The organism is Streptomyces sp. NPDC054887 (assembly GCF_053610585.1).
The window spans coordinates 1-19534 of sequence record NZ_JBSGYQ010000037.1 but is presented as its reverse complement, the minus strand read 5'-3'; the positions used below and the strand labels follow the sequence as shown (position 1 = coordinate 19534).

At 69.6% G+C, this 19534-nt stretch carries 21 protein-coding genes; 17 read left to right on the top strand and 4 right to left on the bottom strand.

The features are described 5' to 3' along the window. Positions 1–24 precede the first annotated feature (24 nt). The 3 genes from ACWGH0_RS21265 to ACWGH0_RS21255 all read left to right on the top strand — a co-directional run bounded on the left by ACWGH0_RS21265 (position 25) and on the right by ACWGH0_RS21255 (position 2347). A complete protein-coding gene (locus tag ACWGH0_RS21265; protein WP_453405752.1) occupies positions 25–384 on the top strand; it encodes a hypothetical protein in 360 nt (119 codons plus the stop codon). Further along, entirely contained in the window at positions 372–1148 is a 777-nt protein-coding gene (locus tag ACWGH0_RS21260) for a hypothetical protein (protein WP_453405751.1), read from the top strand. The genes ACWGH0_RS21265 and ACWGH0_RS21260 overlap by 13 nt, the downstream gene beginning before the upstream one ends. A 731-nt stretch (positions 1149–1879) precedes the next feature. Continuing rightward, on the top strand, positions 1880–2347 hold the full coding sequence (locus ACWGH0_RS21255) for a hypothetical protein (RefSeq protein WP_453405750.1): 468 nt from the start codon (positions 1880–1882) through the stop codon (positions 2345–2347). Between the two features lie 222 nt (positions 2348–2569). Here the strand turns inward: ACWGH0_RS21255 and ACWGH0_RS21250 are convergent, their stop codons facing one another. Together ACWGH0_RS21250 and ACWGH0_RS21245 are read right to left on the bottom strand one after the other, a co-directional pair. Further along, positions 2570–4195, bottom strand: a complete 1626-nt coding sequence (locus tag ACWGH0_RS21250) for an amidohydrolase (RefSeq protein ID WP_453405749.1) — start codon at positions 4193–4195, stop codon at positions 2570–2572. 41 nt (positions 4196–4236) lie between these two features. Next, the gene (locus ACWGH0_RS21245) at positions 4237–4878 is read right to left on the bottom strand and encodes a TetR family transcriptional regulator C-terminal domain-containing protein (RefSeq protein WP_453405748.1); all 642 of its coding nucleotides are present in this window, start codon (positions 4876–4878) and stop codon (positions 4237–4239) included. A gap of 68 nt (positions 4879–4946) precedes the next feature. Here ACWGH0_RS21245 and ACWGH0_RS21240 point away from each other — a divergent pair, with 68 nt between their 5' ends. The 3 genes from ACWGH0_RS21240 (at position 4947) to ACWGH0_RS21230 (ending at position 9196) form a co-directional block, all read left to right on the top strand. Continuing rightward, the gene (locus tag ACWGH0_RS21240) at positions 4947–6407 is read left to right on the top strand and encodes a purine-cytosine permease family protein (protein WP_453405747.1); all 1461 of its coding nucleotides are present in this window, start codon (positions 4947–4949) and stop codon (positions 6405–6407) included. A 316-nt stretch (positions 6408–6723) separates the two neighbouring features. Further along, positions 6724–8169, top strand: a complete 1446-nt coding sequence (locus tag ACWGH0_RS21235) for an FAD-dependent monooxygenase (protein WP_453405746.1) — start codon at positions 6724–6726, stop codon at positions 8167–8169. Positions 8170–8326: 157 nt separating this feature from the next. Continuing rightward, positions 8327–9196 (top strand): AraC family transcriptional regulator, encoded by an 870-nt coding sequence (locus ACWGH0_RS21230; RefSeq protein ID WP_453405745.1) that lies wholly within the window; start codon positions 8327–8329, stop codon positions 9194–9196. Positions 9197–9553: 357 nt separating this feature from the next. On the opposite strand, the gene ACWGH0_RS21225 is transcribed toward ACWGH0_RS21230, so the two are convergent. Then, positions 9554–10756 carry a heparin lyase I family protein gene (locus ACWGH0_RS21225; RefSeq protein ID WP_453405744.1) on the bottom strand — a complete coding sequence of 401 codons (1203 nt, stop codon included), beginning with the start codon at positions 10754–10756 and terminating at the stop codon, positions 9554–9556. Between the two features lie 260 nt (positions 10757–11016). Between ACWGH0_RS21225 and ACWGH0_RS21220 the strand changes: the two genes are divergently transcribed. The 4 genes from ACWGH0_RS21220 (at position 11017) to ACWGH0_RS21205 (ending at position 13683) form a co-directional block, all read left to right on the top strand. Next, a complete protein-coding gene (locus ACWGH0_RS21220; RefSeq protein ID WP_453405743.1) occupies positions 11017–11181 on the top strand; it encodes a hypothetical protein in 165 nt (54 codons plus the stop codon). A gap of 155 nt (positions 11182–11336) precedes the next feature. Next, positions 11337–11906 carry a hypothetical protein gene (locus tag ACWGH0_RS21215; RefSeq protein ID WP_453405742.1) on the top strand — a complete coding sequence of 190 codons (570 nt, stop codon included), beginning with the start codon at positions 11337–11339 and terminating at the stop codon, positions 11904–11906. Then, the gene (locus tag ACWGH0_RS21210; RefSeq protein ID WP_453405741.1) at positions 11906–13213 is read left to right on the top strand and encodes a hypothetical protein; all 1308 of its coding nucleotides are present in this window, start codon (positions 11906–11908) and stop codon (positions 13211–13213) included. Before ACWGH0_RS21215 ends, ACWGH0_RS21210 begins: the two co-directional genes overlap by 1 nt. Beyond that, the gene (locus ACWGH0_RS21205; RefSeq protein WP_453405740.1) at positions 13201–13683 is read left to right on the top strand and encodes a hypothetical protein; all 483 of its coding nucleotides are present in this window, start codon (positions 13201–13203) and stop codon (positions 13681–13683) included. Before ACWGH0_RS21210 ends, ACWGH0_RS21205 begins: the two co-directional genes overlap by 13 nt. 62 nt (positions 13684–13745) lie before the next feature. Here ACWGH0_RS21205 and ACWGH0_RS21200 read toward each other — a convergent pair whose 3' ends face one another. Beyond that, positions 13746–14165, bottom strand: coding sequence for an arsenate reductase ArsC (locus ACWGH0_RS21200; RefSeq protein WP_453405739.1), 420 nt, complete (start codon positions 14163–14165; stop codon positions 13746–13748). 99 nt (positions 14166–14264) lie between these two features. Between ACWGH0_RS21200 and ACWGH0_RS21195 the strand changes: the two genes are divergently transcribed. From ACWGH0_RS21195 to ACWGH0_RS21165, 7 genes are all read left to right on the top strand, one after another. After that, positions 14265–14579 carry an ArsR/SmtB family transcription factor gene (locus ACWGH0_RS21195; protein ID WP_453405738.1) on the top strand — a complete coding sequence of 105 codons (315 nt, stop codon included), beginning with the start codon at positions 14265–14267 and terminating at the stop codon, positions 14577–14579. 67 nt (positions 14580–14646) lie between these two features. Further along, positions 14647–15438: an aquaporin gene (locus tag ACWGH0_RS21190; RefSeq protein ID WP_453405737.1), complete on the top strand. Its 792-nt coding sequence runs from the start codon at positions 14647–14649 to the stop codon at positions 15436–15438. Next, positions 15435–16505, top strand: a complete 1071-nt coding sequence (locus tag ACWGH0_RS21185; protein ID WP_453405736.1) for an ArsO family NAD(P)H-dependent flavin-containing monooxygenase — start codon at positions 15435–15437, stop codon at positions 16503–16505. Before ACWGH0_RS21190 ends, ACWGH0_RS21185 begins: the two co-directional genes overlap by 4 nt. Positions 16506–16531: 26 nt before the next feature. Further along, complete coding sequence (locus tag ACWGH0_RS21180) at positions 16532–16876, top strand: hypothetical protein (RefSeq protein WP_453405735.1); 345 nt, start codon at positions 16532–16534, stop codon at positions 16874–16876. Continuing rightward, positions 16873–17466 carry a hypothetical protein gene (locus ACWGH0_RS21175; protein WP_453405734.1) on the top strand — a complete coding sequence of 198 codons (594 nt, stop codon included), beginning with the start codon at positions 16873–16875 and terminating at the stop codon, positions 17464–17466. Before ACWGH0_RS21180 ends, ACWGH0_RS21175 begins: the two co-directional genes overlap by 4 nt. A 583-nt stretch (positions 17467–18049) precedes the next feature. Continuing rightward, positions 18050–18865: a nucleotidyltransferase domain-containing protein gene (locus ACWGH0_RS21170; protein WP_453405733.1), complete on the top strand. Its 816-nt coding sequence runs from the start codon at positions 18050–18052 to the stop codon at positions 18863–18865. Between the two features lie 194 nt (positions 18866–19059). Then, positions 19060–19446 (top strand): VOC family protein, encoded by a 387-nt coding sequence (locus ACWGH0_RS21165; protein WP_453405732.1) that lies wholly within the window; start codon positions 19060–19062, stop codon positions 19444–19446. Positions 19447–19534: the final 88 nt, after the last annotated feature.

Here is a 19534-nt window from a genome sequence, read left to right as displayed (position 1 = left end):
CCGCCAACACCGGACTCACCGGCCGTGCCGCCCGGGGTCGAGCCTCCCGGCACCGATGGATCCGACACCGATGGCCCGGACACCGACGTCCCCGGCACCGAGGACCGGGCGCCGGACGGTGACGAGGACTCCGGAGCCCTGCCGATCGTGCTCGTTCTGCTGGGCACCGCGATGGTCACCACGGCCGCCGTCGTCGGCGTCCGTCACCGGGGTCCGCGCTGGGCACGCCGCCACGTGCACGCCGTACTGCGCAGTGGTCCCGGCCTCGAGAGCGTGCACCATTTCCGCGACTCGGACACGCCGGACCGCACAGTGCGGCTGGAGCCTCGCCGCGACCCCGGTGACCAGACCATCCAGGAGGAGGACGATCAATGGCGACCGTGACGAGTCCCCCGGAACAAATGACCGTACGGGCCCTCCTGTTCGGGGAAGAGGGCGGGAGTACGGTCGACGCCCTCGCCGGTCATCTGCACGAGCGCAATGTCGGCGAGACGCTGTCGAGCGGTCCGCGACGTATGCCGGGTGCGGCAGGCCGCGCTGTCGAGCGTGAGATCGCCACCGTCGTCAACGGGTTCCTCGCCATGGATCTGCTCGACCTGCTGGGCGCGGGCTGGCGCAAGCACGCGGCTCTCACGGCGGCCGCTCGCCGTACCCACCAGACCCCGTACAGCGAGGAGCTCGTCGCTCTGACAAGCCATCACATCACGTCGACCCACCGTCCCTGCGTCGATCTGATCGTCGATGGCGTCAAGGCGGGGACGATCGACTTGGCGGTCACAGTCGACTTCGACCTCAGCGGAGTCCTCGCCGTCGTCCGTGCCGCCCGTCTGGCCGCCCTGCGGTCCGGGGAGTGCACGGTGACCGGGACCCTGGAGCTCCAGGAGAACACGGTGGCCAACCGGTACCGCAGCCTCGACGTACCGGGCGCGATACGGCTCCGGTCGGGACTGCCTCTCCTCACCCCGGAACAACTCGCGTCCGCGAACGGCCCCACCGCCGAGTCCATGGCGGCCGTGACCGGCTTCCGTACGTGGCTCGAATCCCACGCCGCGGAGACCGCGGCGCTCGGCGATCTGGCCCGGGCCAAGCCCGCAACGCTGGAGAACCTGCTCAGGGCAGCGGAGCATTACTGGGGCCGCACGCTATAGGCGCGGGACCTGAGGGGGCGGGCAGCGGTCAGCGTTGCCGCTCGACGCCCTCTCCCGCGCGGGTCGGCATCGTTGATTCTTCGCCGTTTTCCAATCAATGGTTGAGTGATCCGGTAATTGTTATCCAGATGCCTCCGTGTCTCGCCTGGGCGATAATCGATATAGATGCACAAATCCTCAATGCGAAACGAGGAAGACAGTGGCCACAAATACTGATCTGACCGATGCACAGAAGCAAGCGTTCAAAGAGAATGCGGACGATCTGGAGAAGATGCAATACCAGTTGGACGAGGTGCGCGTCAGGGCCCGATCGCGCCTGGACAGCGCGGGCGTGGCGGACGGAACCGACGTACTCAACTGCCTGGCTTGCATGGCCTGTGAGGGATGGTCCGAGGGCCGTGACCATAGGTGCGCAAATTGCCCACACGGTTTCTTTTCCCACAACGTGATATAGCGGAGCGACTGTCCGCTCTTCAGCGAGTGCCGCTGCTGAAATGCGGCGGCACAACGTCGGCACAACGGGGGGCATGGAGGTGCCACACAACGCGCCCTCATGCAGTCGGCCCCGACCACTCATGGCGCTGGCATGGCGCCGCTTCGCAGCCTCCATCCCGGCTCGCGAAGGCAATACGGGCCATGACGACGTGGTCGGCAGGCACTTGCCGGCTCCCCACACAGTCGCGGTCTGACATTCTGCTGAGGGACATGTCTGCCGAGTCGAGAGGGTGCTCGTGGCGCAGTTGGTCCGGCGGCAGCACCTGGATGCGTACGTGGGGTATTTCGCGTTCGGGTTGCAGGACTCCGACGATGCGGCCTTGCCGGTTCCGTTCCCCGACGATCTTTCCCGTGGTGCTTTCCTCGGTACGCATCCAGGGCGTCTGGACATCACCAGTGGCGGTCACACTCATACCGCTACGGTGGACGTCGAGGTGTGGGACGGGGCTCCGCCGCCGCAGGATCCGGCCGGCTGGGACGAGCAGGCGGAGGCCGCTTTGGAGTCGACGAGCGGGCAGTTGGCGGTGTGGTCCATGCACACGGGCCGCACGGACAGCCTGATTACTCTGGCCGAGTCCGGCGGTTCCTGGCGGGTTCGGGTCAGCTGCAGCGGCCGGGCCGAGGCAGCCGCCCTGTCGGAGGGTGAAGGCACCGCGGTCGGGGTCGAGCGCTACCTCATGCAGTTCTGGCCGGCCGACGCATAGGACGAACAGCGCTGCGGTGGGAGTTGTCCTCTCCGCTCCCACCGCAGCAGCAGCATCGGATGGAGACGATCTTGACCGGATGCGGCCCGACCGGGCCCGGCTCCCGCGCCACCGGGCGCGGACGGCCCCGGATCGCGCAGGTCACTGGAGTGCTGTAACCCGTTGCCTCGCTGTCGTTGCCGCTCTCGGTGTACCAGTGATCCTCATCGCCCCCTCGACCGGTCACAGCCTCGCGTCGCGGTGGGTCGGTTCACCGTCGAGAACGGTGAGCAGCACCGGGACGTCCGGCAGTTCGGTGGCCGCGGTGGTGAGCGGGTTCGCGGCGAGAACCGTCAGGTCGGCGCGGCGGCCCACCGTGATGCGACCGGCTTCGTGCTCTTCGCCCGCCGCGTAGGCGGCGTTCACGGTCATGCCCTGCAGTGCCTCCAGGGCCGTGAGCGCCTGCTCCGGTCCGTGCGGCGCCCGGCTGAGGTCACGCGACGGCCGGCGGTGGCGGGCTCCCGCCATGACGCCCAGCGGCGGGTGGGGGGCGATGGGCCAATCGGAGCCGAGGACGACGACGGCGCCGGAGTCGTGCAGGTCACGGCAGCGCCAGGCCCGCGAGGCGCGCTCCTCACCGAGGCGTCGCGACCAGTTGTCGGTGTGGTCGGCCCGGGTGAAGTCGCAGCAGTGGGTCGGCTGCATGGAGGCGATGACGCCCAGATCGGCGAAGCGGCGCAGGGTGTCGTCGGGGACGGTCTCGATGTGCTCGACCCGATGCCGCACCTCCGGCCCGCCGCCGGCCCGGGCCCTTTCGACGGCGTCCAGGACGTGGCGTACGGCCGCGTCGCCGATGGCGTGCGTGGCGGTGGGCACGCCCGCCTGGTGCAGGTCGGCGACGATACGGGTGTACTCCTCGGGGTCCGGCCAGAAGGCGTGCCGGGACTCGCCGTGGCAGTCCGGGCGTTCCAGCCAGGCGGTGCCGTTGTCGATGGTGCCGTCCATGAATATCTTCACGCCGTCGGTCCGCCACAGACGGCCGCCTGTGCCCTGCTGCCCGATGAGGGCGCGCACGCCTTCGGCGTCGGTGCCGGGTTGGCACCACGGCGCGACCCGTAGCCGCAACGGCAGTTCGCCGGCCGCGTCGAGCTCGGCGTAGAAAGCCAGGCTGTCGCCGTTCGCGTCCATGACATGGCCGCCGGTGAGTCCCGCGGCGGCCATGGCGCGCAAGGCGGTGGCGAGCCGTTCGCGGCGCTCGTCGCGGGTGGGCCGGGGGGCGACCCGCTCCACGAGCTCGCAGGCGGCGTCCTCCAGGAGGAGGCCGGTGGGCCGGCCGGCCGCGTCGCACACGACCTCGGCGGTGGCCTGGCCGAAGGTCTGCGGCCCGTCGACGCCGGCGAGCTCCAGTGCGCGTCGGCTGGCGAGCATGGAGTGCGCGTCGAAGAGCAGCAGCAGGGCCGGCACGCCGTCGAGGACGGAGTCGAAGGGGGCCGTCTCGACCGGGCGGCCGGCGAAGACGTTCGGGTCGAGGCCCCAGCCGTGCAGCCATGCGCCGGGGACGAGACCGCGCACCGCGCCGGCGAGGGCCTCGCGCACCTGGTCCACGTCGGTACAGCCCGACAGGTCCAGGCCGTGTGTCAGTTCGGCGCCGGAGACGGGGTGCAGGTGCCCGTCGACCAGGCCGGGGGTGACCACCGCGCCGTTGACGTCGATCACCGTGGTCGAGGCGTCCGCGAGCGCGCGGATCTCCGGGCCGTCGCCCAAGGCGGTGATGCGTCCGTCGGCCGCGGCGAGCGCCGTCTGCGGCAGGAACTCGCCCGTGACCGGATCGAGCAGGCGGGCGGAGAGCAGGATGAGAGAGGTGCGCACGAGACTCGGGGCTCCTTGGGGGCGGGTCATTTGCGGGCGGGTCAGTCGCGGGCGGTGCAGGTCAGTGCGCCGTCGGCCAGGCCGAGTTCGCGTTCGGCGGTGGTGACGGGCATGCGTCGGATCGCCGGCGGGCCGTCGCTCGTGGCGCAGCTGTTGACGAGCATGCCGAGGCCGTCCAGTACGACCAGGATCTGCATGGCCGTCACCGTCGGGTCGTCGGTGTGGAACTCGCCCTGCTCGACACCCTCGCGGATGAGCGCTTCCAGTCGGTCGCGCCAGGCGGCCTCCTGGACGACGACCCGGTCGCGCAGCGCGGGCCGGTAGCGGCTGAGGTGGCGGGCGTTGAGCCAGAGCCGGCTGATGTCGTCGTACGCCTCTCCGGTCGCCCGGGCGAAGAACCGTGCCAGGTGCCGGGTGGGGGTGGCACCGGCCCGGTCCACCGGGAGGAGTCGGTCGAGTTCAGCAGCGGCGGCGTCTCCGTACGCCTCGGCCACCAGGCCCTCCACCGCCGGGAAGTAGTGGCTGATCAGCCCCGGCCGGACGTCGAGCTCCTCGGCGATGCGCCGGAGGGTGATGCACTCCAGCCCCTCGGTCAGTGCCACCGTGGCAGCTGCGGCAACGATTTCCGCACGTCGGGCGGCTGGAGTTTTGCGGATTCGTTTGTTCGGGACGCTTGACGGCATGTTTTCGATGCTATTGAGTGTGCGACCAACAAGCAAGCAGGTGGGTAACCAGCATCCGGAGGGGCCTCATGGCGTCCACGATTCCCGACCCGCACGACGGCACCGGCGCCGGCCTGCACGGGGCCACGCAACCCCCCTTCGAGGGAGCCCGCAGGGTCGAGGCCCACGGCATCGACCACATCCCCGACGGCGAGCGCCACGGCCACCCGCGGCAGTTGTTCTCCGTCTGGGCGGCGGCGAACGTCAACTACCTGAGCCTCGTGATCGGCAGCGCACTGATCCTCATGGGCCTGACCCTGTGGCAGGCACTCGCGGTGATCGTGGTGGGCAACTCACTCTGGTTGCTCACCGGGCTGCTCTCCATATCCGGCCCGGCCGCGGGCGCGCCGAGCGAAGTGATCACACGCGCCATGTACGGCGTCCGGGGAAACCGTGTGAACAACGCGGTCGTCGGCTGGACGATCTCCGTGTGTTACTTCGCACTGAACCTGGCCGCCGCCGCGACCGCCGCCTTCGCCCTGGTCGAGATGGCCGGCATCACCGCGAGCACCGGCGTCAAGATCGTCGTCGTTCTGGTCGTCGCCACGCTGACCCTGGCCATCGGCGTTTACGGCCACGGCACGATCATGAAGCTGTACCTCCCGATCACTCTGGCCCTCACCGCCGTCTTCGCCGTCGTCGCGGTCAGCGTGTTCCGGCACACCGACTTCTCGTACGCGCCGGCCCGGCCGCTCACCGGCACCGCGCTGTGGACGGTCCTGGTCGCCGGGGTCACCCTGATCGGCTCCGGCCCGCTGTCGTACACCACCAGCGCGGACTTCTCCCGCTATCTGCCCCGTACGACGTCGGCGAAGGCGATCGTGGGATGGACCGCGCTCGGCGGCTTCCTGCCCAGCGTCGCCGTCTGCTCGCTGGGGGCCCTCGCCGCGACAGCGGTGGACATGACGGACCCGCAGACAGGGCTCCAGCAGATCCTGCCCGGCTGGTTCGAACCGGTCTTCCTGCTCGCCCTGGTCCTCGGCACCATCGCCATCAACGCCCTGACCGCCTACAGCGCGGGACTCGCCCTCCAGGCCGTCGGTATCCGCATCCGCCGCTCCCTCAGTGTGATCGCCGACGGAGTCGCCGCCGTCTCCCTCACCCTGTACGGGCTCCTCGTCTCCGACTTCCTCGACACCGTCAGCAACGTCCTCCAGCTCACGGTCGTCCTTCTCGGCCCCGCCATGGCCCTCTACGCCACCGACATCCTGCTGCGCCGCAACCGTTACGACGGCCCCGCTCTGATGGACGAGACCTCCGCCGGCCCGTTCTGGTACCGCGCAGGCGTCAACACGGCGGGGGCGCTGGCCCTCGGTAGCGGCGTCACCGTGGGGGCCCTGTGCGCCAACACCGCGTACACCGGGCCGATCGCACAGGCCCTGGGCGGCCTGGACCTCGCCCTCCCCGCCGGCATCGTCGTCTCGTCGGCGGTGTACGCGCTCCTGATGCGGGACACGCACGGCGCTCGTTCCGCGAGCACCCCGACCTGACCAGCAAGTACCCGGGCCTGCCCTCCCTCTGTTCCGATTACTGCGGCCCGGTGGGCACGGCCGCCGGTGGAGCCGGGCCGTCGATCCCTCGACTACGCGTCCACCCTGTACGCGACCCGGCGCTGCCCCTACCCTTCCGCGGCGAGGTCGCCGACGAGCGCGAACCAGTGGGCGTAGGGCAGGAAGTATCGCCGAGAGTTACTGGCCAACAACTGTTGACACTTTCCCCGACGCCTCGCTATCTTATCAACAAGCGTTGGCCAACACTCGTTGGCACGAGCCGAGGGCAAGCAAGCGTTGGCAACAGGAGGCCTCCATGAACGGCACCGCCACCCACCGCACCGTGATCGTCGTCGGCTCCGGCCCCACCGGCCTGCTCCTCGCCGGTGACCTCGCCACAGCCGGCGTCCCCGTGACCCTCGTCGAGAGGCGGCCGCGCAAGACCAGCAACCTTTCCCGGGCCTTCGGGGTGCACGCCCGCACTCTGGAGCAGCTCGACGCCCGCGGCCTGGCCGACGAACTCCTGACCACCGGCGACACCATCACCGGCCTGCGGCTCTTCCGCCGCCTCTCCCTCGATCTCAGCACGCTGCCCTCGCGCTTTCCGTTCCTGCTCATCACCCCGCAGTACGAGGTCGAGCGGCTCCTGGAGCGGCGGGCCACGGAGGCCGGGGTCGAGTTCGCCTACGAGAGCGAGGTCGTGGGGCTGCGGCAGGACGACGAGGGGGTCGATCTCGACGTGCGCGGCGCGGACGGGGCGGTCGTCACCCGCCGGGCGGCCTACGTCGTGGGCGCCGACGGGCACCGGAGCGCCGTGCGGGAGGCGATAGGCCTGGACTTCCCCGGTGTCTCCGTCATCAAGTCGCTGATCCTGGCCGATGTCCGGCTGGCCGAGAAGCCCGAGGGCGTCCTCACCGTCAACGGCCGCGGCGACGCCTTCGCGATGATCGCCTCCTTCGGCGACGGCTGGTACCGGGTCATGGGCTGGAACCGCCGCAACGAGGTCTCCGACGACGCCCCGCTCGACCTCGACGAGGTCAAGGAGATCACCCGCCGCGCTCTGGGTACCGACTACGGCATGCACGACGCCCGCTGGCTCTCCCGTTTCCACAGTGACGAGCGCCAGGCACCGCACTACCGGGTCGGACGGGTCTTCCTCGCCGGAGACGCCGCGCACATCCACTCCCCCGCCGGCGGGCAGGGCATGAACACCGGCCTCCAGGACGCCGCCAACCTGAGCTGGAAGCTCGCCGCGGCCGTACAGGGCCGGGGGCCCGAAGGGCTCCTCGACAGCTACGAGGCGGAGCGCCACCCGGTCGGCCGGGCGGTGCTGCGCAGCAGTGGCGGACTGGTCCGGTTGGCCCGCGCGCAGAATCCGCTGCTGCGTGCCGCCCGCGCCCTGGTCTCCGCGTTCGTCGACATCGCCCCGCCGGTCCAGCGCAAGGCCCTGGGCCAGATCACCGGGATCGGCTACGCCTACCCCGCCCCCCGCGGCGCCCACCGCCTCACCGGCACCCGCATCCCCGACGTCGCCCTGAAGGACGGCCGGCTCTACGAGGCGCTGCGCGGCGGCCGGTTCGTACTGATCACGCCCGGGACGTACGAAGGCCCCGGCGCCCATGAGGGGCGGCTGACCGTGGAGCGCTGGGCCGGAGACCGCCGGACGACCGTCCTGGTACGGCCCGACGGATACGTGGCCTGGGCGGCGGAGGGTGCGGACGCGGCGGGGATCGAGGAGGCTGTGGCCCGGTATCTGGGCTAGGCCCTCTCCGTTGGAACATCCCCGCGTCACGTCACGGGGTCAGGTCGGCCGAGAGGCACCGCGCCTCCCGGCCGACCTGATCATGACCGGATCGGATCGCAGCGATCGGGTACAGCCGGGCCCCCTGCTGCCAGGGTGGAGTCAGAAGGGAGGCCTCATGATCTCGGCACTCAACCAACTTGTCGATCTTGTCGAGAAGCACCTCGCGGAGGAGCTCGACATCGACGGGCTCGCCGGGGCGCTCGGCACGACCGAGTACCACCTGCGTCGGATGTTCTCCTCGTTGGCCGGCATGCCGCTGTCGGAGTACGTGCGGCGGCGCCGCATGACCGTCGCCGCCGCCGATGTCGTCCGGGGCGAGGGGGATCTCCTGAGCATCGCCGTCCGGCACGGATACGGCTCGAGTGAGGCGTTCGGACGCGCGTTCCGGGCCGTCCACGGTGCCGGCCCCAGTGACGTACGTCGTGACGGAGGCCCCCTGCGCACACAACCGCAGCTCAGGTTCCGCCTGACCGTCGAAGGGATCATTCCCATGGACACCCGCCTCGTCGACCGCCCTGCGTTCAGGCTGGTCGGACACGCCACCCGCGTCCCGCTGATTCATCAGGGCGTCAACCCGCACATCCAGAAGCACATCGCCGCGCTGCCGCGAGAGGAGCATCTGCGGCTGAAAGCCCTCAGTGACGCCGAACCCGAGGGCTTGCTGCAGGTCAGTGACGACGTCGATCCCGACGGCAGGGAGGGCAGCGAACTGACCTACCTGCACGGAGTCGCCCTCAGCCGGGACACGCCGCTCCCGGACGGGCTGGACACCATGGAGGTGCCGGCTGGAAGGTGGGCGGTCTTCCGTACCAGCGGACCGCATCCCCAAGCGCTGCAGACGACCTGGGCGGCGACCGCGACCGAGTGGTTCCCCTCCAACCCGTGGCGGCTGCGACCTGGTCCCTCGGTCGTCGCGGTCCTCGACCGCGCGGACGATTTCACCACCGCGACCTGCGAGCTCTGGCTTCCCGTCGAACCAGCCTGACGCACCATCGCCCATCATCGCCCATCGAAGCGGGCTGAGCGCTTGAGCTGACGTAAACCGGCAACTCAAAGGCGCAGTACGCCACGCCTGGCCGCCCGGCGTCGGGACGGGACGGGACAATGCTGACGCGGGCACGAGCAAATGCCGGCGGCCATCGACCCCTGCCAGTCGGGGCGGCGCCAGGCACTGAGCTGCCTGTTCCATGTGCCGTTCGCGGCAAGGCACTCGGTCGGCCCCCCCTTCTCCGGGCAGTGCCGCGTGCGGGGCAGATCGCAGGCCCGCCGGGCGATGCCGCTGTGCGAGCGGGTGGGCCCGCCGCGGCATGGCGGGGGGCCCAGGGGCGCAGTGCGTGTTCGGCTAGAGGCCCAGTGCCTTCGCTTCGGTGATGCTCGCCCAGTCGTTCTCGGGATTCGCCCAGAACGAGATCTTGAGGTACCGAGCGTCCAGTGAGCCCGATGTGAAGAGGACCGTTTCGGGCGCCGTGGTCGTCCCGGAGCTGCGGCCTTCCCACACCTTGGTGTACGAGACGCCGTCCTGCGAGGCGTGGATGGTGTAGTCGTTCCATCGTAGGTCACCACGGTGCCAGGCCACAGTGGCGCCGCAGAGCTGGCGGGTTGCGCCCGTGTCGAGGATCAGTGCGGCGCCGAATCCCTGACCGGACCAGCGGGTCGCCAGGTTGCCGTCGATGGCGTTCGCGGGTGGGTTCGCCGGCTCGTACGTGGTGGCGGACGCCGCTGCAATAGCTGGGGCTCGCGTACAGGTTCTCTGGGGCGCGACGTCCCCGTGTACGGCGCGTTCGTCACCCAGACGGAGCGCGTCGTAGTACATCACCCGCTGCGTCGTGCTGGACGGAGCTCCGGTGTTCCAGTCCCATTTGTAGATGCCGAACTTGAAGTAGGGCGACCGGGGTCCCCCCTCGTGCGTCGGACCGGTCTGGTGCACGACGCGTTGACCGTTCTTCCATACCTGCAGGAGACCGGAACTGTCCGTCCGCCAGGTCACGTGGAAGACCCAGTCGACCCACGTCCCCGTGGTGTAGGCCCCCAGATCGATGGGCTGACCGCGGAAGTCGATCTTCCAGCGCCCTTCGTCGGTGATGAGTGCCAAGGGCGGCGAGGAGCCCGGGCAGCCGACGTCGCATTGGTGCCACTGGCTCACGATCTCGGCCGAGGTGTCGTGGGTCCATGTGCTGGCCAGGTTGATGCTGAAGCCGTACCACCGGTCGGCGTCCGCGGGTTGCTCATCGCGCTGCGATATCTCCGCCCGTTTGCTGCTGGAGACGATCGGGTCGGATTTGCGCAGTTCGAAGCGTGCTGCGTGGGAGCCGTCGCGGGTGGGGCTGGTGACGTTGGTGGCGCCGTACGTCGTGGCCCACTGCTTGTTGAGGTTGGGGGGTGCTGAGGCGGGGAGGGTGCGGTCGGAGGACTGCTCCCAGTCGAGGGTGCGTTGTACACCGGCGGGATCGGCCACGGCTGTCTGCACGGGTGCCAATCCGACTCCAGCGGCCAGCATGGTCGAGCCCACTGCGACGATCCATGCTCTGAGACGTGATCTCTTCATGCTCGAGCTCCTTCGTTGGACGCCTGGCGAACGGTTTCTGAGCCCCGGTACGGGCGCCGACTCTTCCCCCGCAGAACAGTGCCGACAAGAGCGGACACCACGGCGCTCGGAGTACACCGAGTGCTTCCATTCACCACCGCCAAAAGGCCGATACGCCCGCCCCCGACCGCCGTAGCCGATCTCCTCGGGGGCCGCCGCCGGCTCACCAGCCGCGTGGCACTCGGCCTCGTGTCGGCCCGTCCACGGTCCCGGAGAACAGCGTGCACAACCAGGTCCTGCGGATCTTGATCAGGAAGCGTCAGGAGCACGATCACGTGCTGGCGATCCTCACGCCGACCAGCACGAAAAGCCCGTCGAGACGGCACGCCGGCACCTGCGGCCAGGATGACCCGGCATCGTTGCTCGGCGTGACGGCGAACGGCTAAGGTCCCAGCACGCGTGATCGAGTCGTCGAAGCGTGTTGCCCCACAACGGGGCCGCGTCGGCACAGGGGGAAGTCGTGAGTACAGAGCCCGATTCCGTGGGACGCATATCCGCGCCCAACACCGGCCTGGATCCCCGGTCCAGCTACCGCTTGGACGTGCCCGCACCCGACGCCGGCCCGGACGCCGGCACCGGCTCCGCCCCCCGCACCTCCCAACCGGCTGACCAGACGAACCAGTTGCCCGCCCCGGACGGTCCCACCGACGTCCGAGACCGGGATTCCGCGCCCGGGACGAACCCTGACCCCGGCTTCGACTACGACGGCGTCCAGACCATGTCGGCGGGCACCGGCCCGGGAGGCGCCACCGGCCGGAGCGGCACCCCCGTTACCCAGGCCGACGGCGCCGACGACAACGGTTACGGCGTGAGCAACGCCGAACTCGGAAAGATGGCGGATGAGTTGGACCTGGCCGCCCAGATTCTGGAGAAGGCGGACAAGGGCCTGGCGGAATCCGACACGACAGCGCGCATCCACACCATGCTCACCAGCGGACGCATGCTCAAAGCGACAACGAGCGACTGGGACGACGAGATCACCCGCCTCGCCAAGCAATGCCGCTCACTGGCCGGCAAGATGCGCCAGACGCACACGAACTACACGGCGCAAGAACACCGTACCGCGCAGGATTTCCAGGCGATCCTCGCTTCGTTCGAGGAGGATGCGTAGTGGCGACGCTCACTGACCGGCCCAAGGGCGAGGACCACGAGCATGCCGATGCGGTGGAGCGCCAGAACATCACGGTCGGAGAACTGGAAGACGTACGTCCGGAGGCCTGGTCGCGGGCGGCCGGCGAGTGGGTAGACCTGGCCGCGGCGGCCGCCGAGGCCCGGGGTCACGTCCAGAACGTCCTGCTCAAGCTGCCCTTCGTCTGGACGGGCCCGGCCGCCATGATGGCCCGCGTGCAACTTGCGGCACTGCACGAGGAATTGACCATCGCACACCGCGAGTCGAAGGCCGCCGCCGACACCCTCGAAGCGGCAAATGCCGGGTTCAAGCTCGCCCGCACCTGGCTCGGCGAAGCCCGGGAGATGGCCCGGGCGAAGGACCTGACGCTGCACGATAGCGGAGGCGTCACCACCCCCGAGCGGCACTACCCGCCCAACGACCCGGACAGCGCCGGAGCGGCCCGGCAGGACCAGGAGAACGCGGACAGCCTCCTCACGCGCGCGACGGCCGCCCTCAGTTACGCCGCCGACGTCAACGAGCACACCGATTACCAGCTCGAACGCATCAAGAAGGCGGTGGCGTACACCGTCCTGGACGACCAAACCGAGGCCGCAGTCAAGGCCGACACCGAGGGCGCCAGGAATCTGAACCGCGTCTTCTCCGGCGCCGGCGGAACGCTGCTCCCGCCGCCCACGCCCGACAAGGGCGCCGGCGATTACAACACCCGCGAGGCCACCGACGAGGACCGTGCCATCAAGAACAAGATGGGCTTCTTCGCCATGGGTTCCCCCGCCGTGCTCGGCGGCCCTCAGTCGGCCAAGCACATGCTGCACTACCTCTCCAACACCGGGGAACCGCTGGACATCGACGTGGACGCACTGATGGGCGACCTCCCCGACATGAACCGCAACGTGGAAGCCCAGCTCGCGGAGAACGCCCCCAACTGGGAGGCGCAGGCCCTCGCCGAATACGAGCGCACCGGGAAGCCCGTGAAGTACGTCCAGCAGACCGGCTGGCAGGGCTGGACCGCCGAGAAGGACCCCGACTGGTACCACGCGGTCGGCTCCTTCCACTACAACACGGTCGCCCAGGTCGAGGTCGTCCCGGGCCCCGACGGTGAACCCAGGACGACGATTCGCTACCAGACACACGTGTACGACCGCTACAACTGGGACGCGAACAAGGCGACTCCAGTACCCGCGATGGGCAATGTGTCGGACGCCCAGATGGCCAGGCTCCACCAGTCGGGCCAGGCCAGGGAGTACGACATGGGCGGGCAGAGCGAAGTACGCACATGGAACGGGTGAGTACGGGCCGGGGCCCCAGGAATCCGCGCCGCCGCAGGTGGCTGATGTGGTTCCTGGCCCTGTGCATGGTGTGGACGCTCGGCGTGATCGCTTGGGCGGCCGTCGCGCTGCTCACACCGGCCGGTGACGGTCCACAGGAGGCAGTGGAGCGCACGGCGGGGATGCACCACGAGCAGCACCGACCGGCGGGGCGCTACTACGTACCTACGTACGCCGAGGTGGAGAAGGACGGCACCGCGGTGCTCCGGTACGAGGTGGGCAACGGCCAGGACTCCAGCGTCAAGGACTTCCTTCGTACGTACGACATCACCGCCAAGGCGCAGCGCGTCAGTACGTCCGAGGTGAGGTACTCCGACCGCTTCGGCGACGTCCGGCGGACGTTCACGATCACCTACAACCCGTCGCCCGAGCCCGGTGGGTACGACCACGCGAGGATCACCGTCAGAGCCAGGGCAACCGACGCGAGCTGAAGGGCCGGAGACAGGCCTGCGGCGCGGACACGTCGTCGGCGGTGGTCGCGTCGGTCACGAAATCAGCCCTGCTTCTTGGCGTCGATCTCCGTGATCAGGCCCTCGATGAGGCCCTTGATCTCGTCGCGGATGGGGCGGACGGCCTCGACGCCCTGGCCGGCCGGGTCTTCCAGCTGCCAGTCGAGGTAGGTCTTGCCGGGGAAGTACGGGCAGGCGTCGCCGCAGCCCATGGTGATGATGTAGTCCGATGCCTGGGCGGCCTCGGTGGTGAGGACCTTCGGCTTCTGGTCGGAGATGTCGATGCCCAGCTCGGCCATGGCGGCGACGGCGGAGGGGTTGATCCGGTCGCCGGGCACGGATCCGGCGGAGCGGACCTCGACGCGGTCGCCGGCGAGGTGGCGCAGGAATCCTGCGGCCATCTGGGAGCGGCCCGCGTTGTGGATGCAGACGAACAGTACGGACGCGAGCGGAGTGGAGGACATCGTCTCTTCCTTCGTCAACCAGGGTCTGCCGGCCGCCGGCACGATCCATGACTCAGCCCGGACTGGTATCAGGCCGGAATGATGTGACAGTATCAGCACATGATGACGTCAGTCGACACTGAACTGATGCGGGTACTGGCCGACCCGCTCAGGTTCCACATCGTGACCCTCCTCGCCAAGGAGACCCTGTGCACCACCCACCTCGTGCAGGAGACGGGTGCCAAGCAGACCAACCTCTCCAACCATCTGAAGGTGCTGCGCGAGGCCGGGGTCGTGGATACGGAGCCATGCGGGCGGTTCATCTACTACCGCCTGCGCCCGGAGGTCATCGCCCAGCTCGCCGGTCAGTTCGCCGACCTCGCCCGGACCGCCCACGCCACCGCCGAAGCGAACGTCAAGCGGTCCTGCCCATAGCCTTCCGCGCCCCGCCTCACCTGCCTCGCCTGCCTCGCCTGCCTCGCCTGCCCCAGGAGAACCCGCCGTGACCGCCACCGAGCCCGCCGCCGCCCCCGCAGCGGAGTCCGCCACAGCCATCGGCATTCCCCAGCCGGCGCCTGGTGCCACCCCGCCCCGCACCCCGCTGATCGCCCGCGCCGCCGCCGAGCTCGTCGGCACCGCCGCCCTGGTCGCGATCGTGGTCGGCTCCGGCATCCAGGCCACGGAGCTCACCGACGACGTGGCACTGCAACTGCTGGCGAACTCCACCGCCACGGTCTTCGGGCTCGGCGTCCTCATCGCTCTCCTCGGCCCGGTCTCCGGAGCGCACTTCAACCCCGCCGTCACCCTGGCGGAGTGGTGGACCGCCCGCCGCGGCGGTGCGGGCGTGAACGGCCGCGAGCTGGCGGTGTACGTGCCCTCCCAGACGGTCGGGGCGATCGCGGGCGCGATCCTGGCGGACGCGATGTTCGGCGAGCCACTGGTGAAGTGGTCCACCCACGACCGCTCCGCCGGGCACCTGCTGCTGGGCGAGGTCGTGGCGACCGCGGGGCTGATCCTGCTGATCTTCGGCCTGGCCCGCACCGACCGCCTGCGCTTCGCCCCCGTCGCGGTCGCCTCGTACATCGGCGCCGCGTACTGGTTCACCTCCTCGACCTCGTTCGCGAACCCGGCCGTGACCATCGGCCGCGCGTTCACCGACACCTTCGCCGGGATCGCCCCCGCCTCCGTGCCGGCCTTCATCGCGGTGCAGCTCGTGGGCGCTGCGGTGGGCCTGGCCCTCGTCGCGGTCATCTTCATGCGCGGCAAGACCGAGCAGGCCCGGCCCGCCGCATGACGCAGAGAGCTGATGTGGTGGTGATCGGTGGCGGCCAGTCCGGGCTCGCCGCCGGCTACCACCTGCGCCGCCTGGGCATCGAGCACGTCATCCTCGACGCCCAGACGGCGCCCGGCGGGGCCTGGCAGCACACCTGGGACTCCCTGCACCTGTTCTCCCCGGCCGCCTACTCCTCCCTTCCCGGCCGCTTCATGCCCGTGCAGGAAGGCGAGATCTACCCCGACGCGGCCCATGTCGTCTCCTACCTCGCCGACTACGAGAAGCGGTACGAGCTGCCGGTCCAGCGCGGCGTGCGAGTCGACGCCGTCCACCGCGACGGCCCCTTCCTGCGGGTCGAAACCGACTGTGGCCCCTGGCGGAGCCGCGCGGTCATCAGTGCCACCGGCACCTGGACCCGCCCCTTCCTGCCCGCCGTCCCCGGCCGGCGCACGTACACCGGCCGCCAGCTCCACACCGTGCAATACCGCAGCCCGACCGAGTTCACCGGACAGCGGGTGATCGTCGTCGGCGGTGGGAACTCCGGCGCCCAGATCGCCGCAGACCTCGCCCTCGACGGCGTCACGCCGACCTGGGCGACCCAGCGGCCACCCCGCTACCTGGCGGACGCCATCGACGGCCGGGCGCTCTTCGACGCCGCGACCGCCCGCCGCCAGGCGCTGGACGCCGGCCGCACCGACACCGGCGGCGTCGCCTCACTCGGCGACATCGTCGCCGTTCCCCCGGTCCGCGCGGCCCGCGACGCCGGACTCCTGCACGCGAGACCGATGTTCAGCCGCCTCACCGAAACCGGCGTCGAGTGGGCCGACGGCACCGCCGCGGAAGTGGACGCGGTCATCTGGTGCACGGGTTTCCGCCCCGCACTCGCCCCCTTCGCCTCCCTGCGCCTGCGCGGCACCCGCGGACACATCGCGACCGCCGGCACCCAGGCCGTGGACGAGCCGCGCCTGCACCTGCTCGGGTACGGCGACTGGACCGGCCCGGCCTCCGCAACGCTCATCGGCGCCGGCCGCCCCGCCCGCGACGCAGCCCGCGAGATCCGTCAACTCCTGGACATCGCCCCACGCTAGGGCACGGCCCGCCACACGCCGGGGGCATGCTGCTGCAGTCAACGGCTGGACCGCGGCGCTCCAGCAGCAACCAGGTCACGCCGTACGCCGAGGTGGGGGCCGATACGTTCGCGCGCGAACGATTCGTGCCTACGACGAGCGGAGTGGCACCTGTAGCTGCGGCCTGTTCGGCAGTCACCAAGGCCGGCACAACGCCGATCCCGGCGATGACGGCTTCCGATCGGAAGTACGGAGTCCTCGCGGAGGGCAGTCTGCACGGGTGGCACGACGCGGGCGGCGCTGCCGAGATCACCCAGGATGCATTCTGTGAGTCGACGTGGGCCGCTGCGCGAGAGGCCCTCGACGCGAATCGCACCGAGGAGACGAGTTGATCACGGAGTACCAGCAGAAGCTGCGCGAGCGCTACCTCGCGGCCCCCGTCATGGCGGCCCCTGAGCCATGGCAGCCGGTACTTGACCGCAGAACTCCCATAGGAGGCTTGCTCGGCATCGGCTTCGCCGTCCACCCCGACAGCGGGCACGACCTCGTCATGGTCGTCTCCAGCGACGGCCACGGACTCTTCGACGCCGTCACCGGCGAGAAGATCGCCCGCGACCGGGATCCCGACCCCGACACCAGCACCCCCGACGCTCACCCTGACCTCACCTGCCCCGGTCTCGGGCCGATCGAAGGCACCCAAATCCGCATCGCCGGCATCTTCGGCGGCGGCCTCCACAGCACCACCCCCGACGGCTGGACCCTGGACGTCGTCAGCCCGGAATGGCCCCGGGACCGCGTCCTTCTCTCCGCAGGCGGCGGGGCCCACAAAGGACCAGCGGGAGAGGCGTGGTGGCACGTCTTCCACTCGGACTACTCAGAGCTTCGCACCGCCGGATTCTCACCCTCCGGTCTCACCCTGGCCGTCGCGACCAGCAGCGACCTCACTCTCTGGACCCGCCGACGGCTCCACTTCAACGACTGAGTGCAGCTCCGACACCAAGGACAGGAAGGGGGCAGATGAACCGGGCAGACCTGGCCCGACAATGCCGGCGCCGCCCTGGCCTGCACGGGAGTTCGCCGAAGCAAACGATGACAGTCGCCCAGCTCAGCCGACACCGACCGACTGCATGCCCCCGATCTGCGAAGATCAACACATAAGATCGGATCAATGGGGAGATGCGTGTCAGTGACCAACCGTTCAGGCGTGCAACAGCACTCGCCTGGTGTGCAGATACTGGGGTACTTGGTGGGAACGCTGTGGTTCGCATTCCTTGCCTTCTCCGGTGACGAACGGCCCACTTGGCTGCGGTCGATGTACGGCCTCACGGCAATCGTGTTCGCAGCAGGTGGTGCAGCAGCTGCCATTCGCATGAGAGCCAGTGCCTCCGGCGGAGCCGGCAAGAGCACTTGAGACCGGGCCGCCCGGGGCAGAAATGCCCCGGGCGGCCTCGGCACAGCGCACCTGTACACCGGAAGCGACGGCGACTGTCACAAGGCGCACGGGCGCAGTGATCGCCGTGGAAAACCACTCGGCGGCTTATCAAGTCACCAGGCACAGTGGTCCCGTGAGCGGAAGAGGACTGAACCAGGATGGGACGATCGCGCGTGAAGGGGCACTGAGCCGCGTGTCAGAGGCTTTCGTCCCTGTCGTCGATGCCTGCCGCGCTCAGATCACCGAAGTGTTCGGCAGCACGGGACGACTGCACAGCGCCTACCTCTACGGCAGCATTCCCCGCGGCACCGCCGTCCCGGGGGTCTCCGACGCAGACCTCCTCCTCGCCCTTCGCGACGAACCCACTGAGACCGACCGGGCGGACGCCAGGGCGATCGAGGCCGTCCTCGACCGCTCCTGCGCCCCGATCAACGGCGTCGGCATCCTCCTGTCCGGTGTGCGCAGCCTGTTGAGTGAACTCGAACGCCATGACGGCGGCTTCTTCGTCGCGTGCCTCTGTACGCCGCTGCTGGGCGACGACCTCGCCGAACAGCTCCCCCGCTACCGCCCCACTTCGGTGCTCGCCCGCGAGACGAACGGCGACCTCGCCCTGATTCTCCCCCGGTGGCGGGCCCGAGCGGCCAAGGCCACCACCGACGCCGACCGCAAGACCCTCAGCCGTCTCGTGGCCCGCCGCATCGTCCGCACAGGATTCACGCTGGTCATGCCGCGCTGGGGCGGCTGGACGAGCGACCTCAGCGCGTCCGCCGAACTGTTCGGCGGCTACTACCCGCGGCACGCCGAGCAGATGCGCGTGGCTGCGGCCACCGGCCGCACGCCCTCCGCAGACCCGACAGTACTCAGCATGCTCATCGAGCACTTGGGACCCTGGCTCGCAGCCGAATACACAGCCGTGCACGGCGAGAAGGCACCCCGACCTCTCGTCTGACGGCACCGAAGGGCTGCGGTGATCGACTGGAGCACACCGCGCCCGGGGAGGGGTGGGCTGAGCAACCCGGCCCAGCACGCGGCGTGCGGCCCAGGTCGTGTATCGAGAGTGCTGCCATGCGCCAGAGCTGTGTGCGCGAATGCTGAGCACAGACTCAGTGGCGTCCGGAGTTGAAGTGAGGAAAACTCGCGCGCATGGTTTCGGTATTGCAGAACGTGGCGATTGACTGTGCGGATGCCTACGAGCTGGCCCGGTTCTGGAGCGCAGTGACTGGGCGTCCGCTGGATCCGATGAACAAACCGGGAGACCGGGAGACTCAGGTCCTGCTGACGGAGGGCCCCGTGCTGTACTTCAACCAGGTGCCCGAGTCCAAGAAGAGCAAGAACCGGATCCATCTATGTTTGCGCCCTGAGACATCGCGCGAGCATGAGGTGGAACGACTGCTCGGCCTCGGTGCCGCGTTTGTCGCCGATCACCGGAATACCGATGGCTCCGGCTGGGCAGTCCTTGCCGACCCCGAAGGCAACGAATTCTGCGTTCTTCGCAGCGAATCCGACCGAGCTGCGACGAGTTCCTACTGAGGTTTTCGGGTTGTCGTCGGGTAGTGACGGTTCATGATCCCTGCGGTATGCCGGTGGGATGCGCTATCCGGAGGGTGGGGGCCTGACC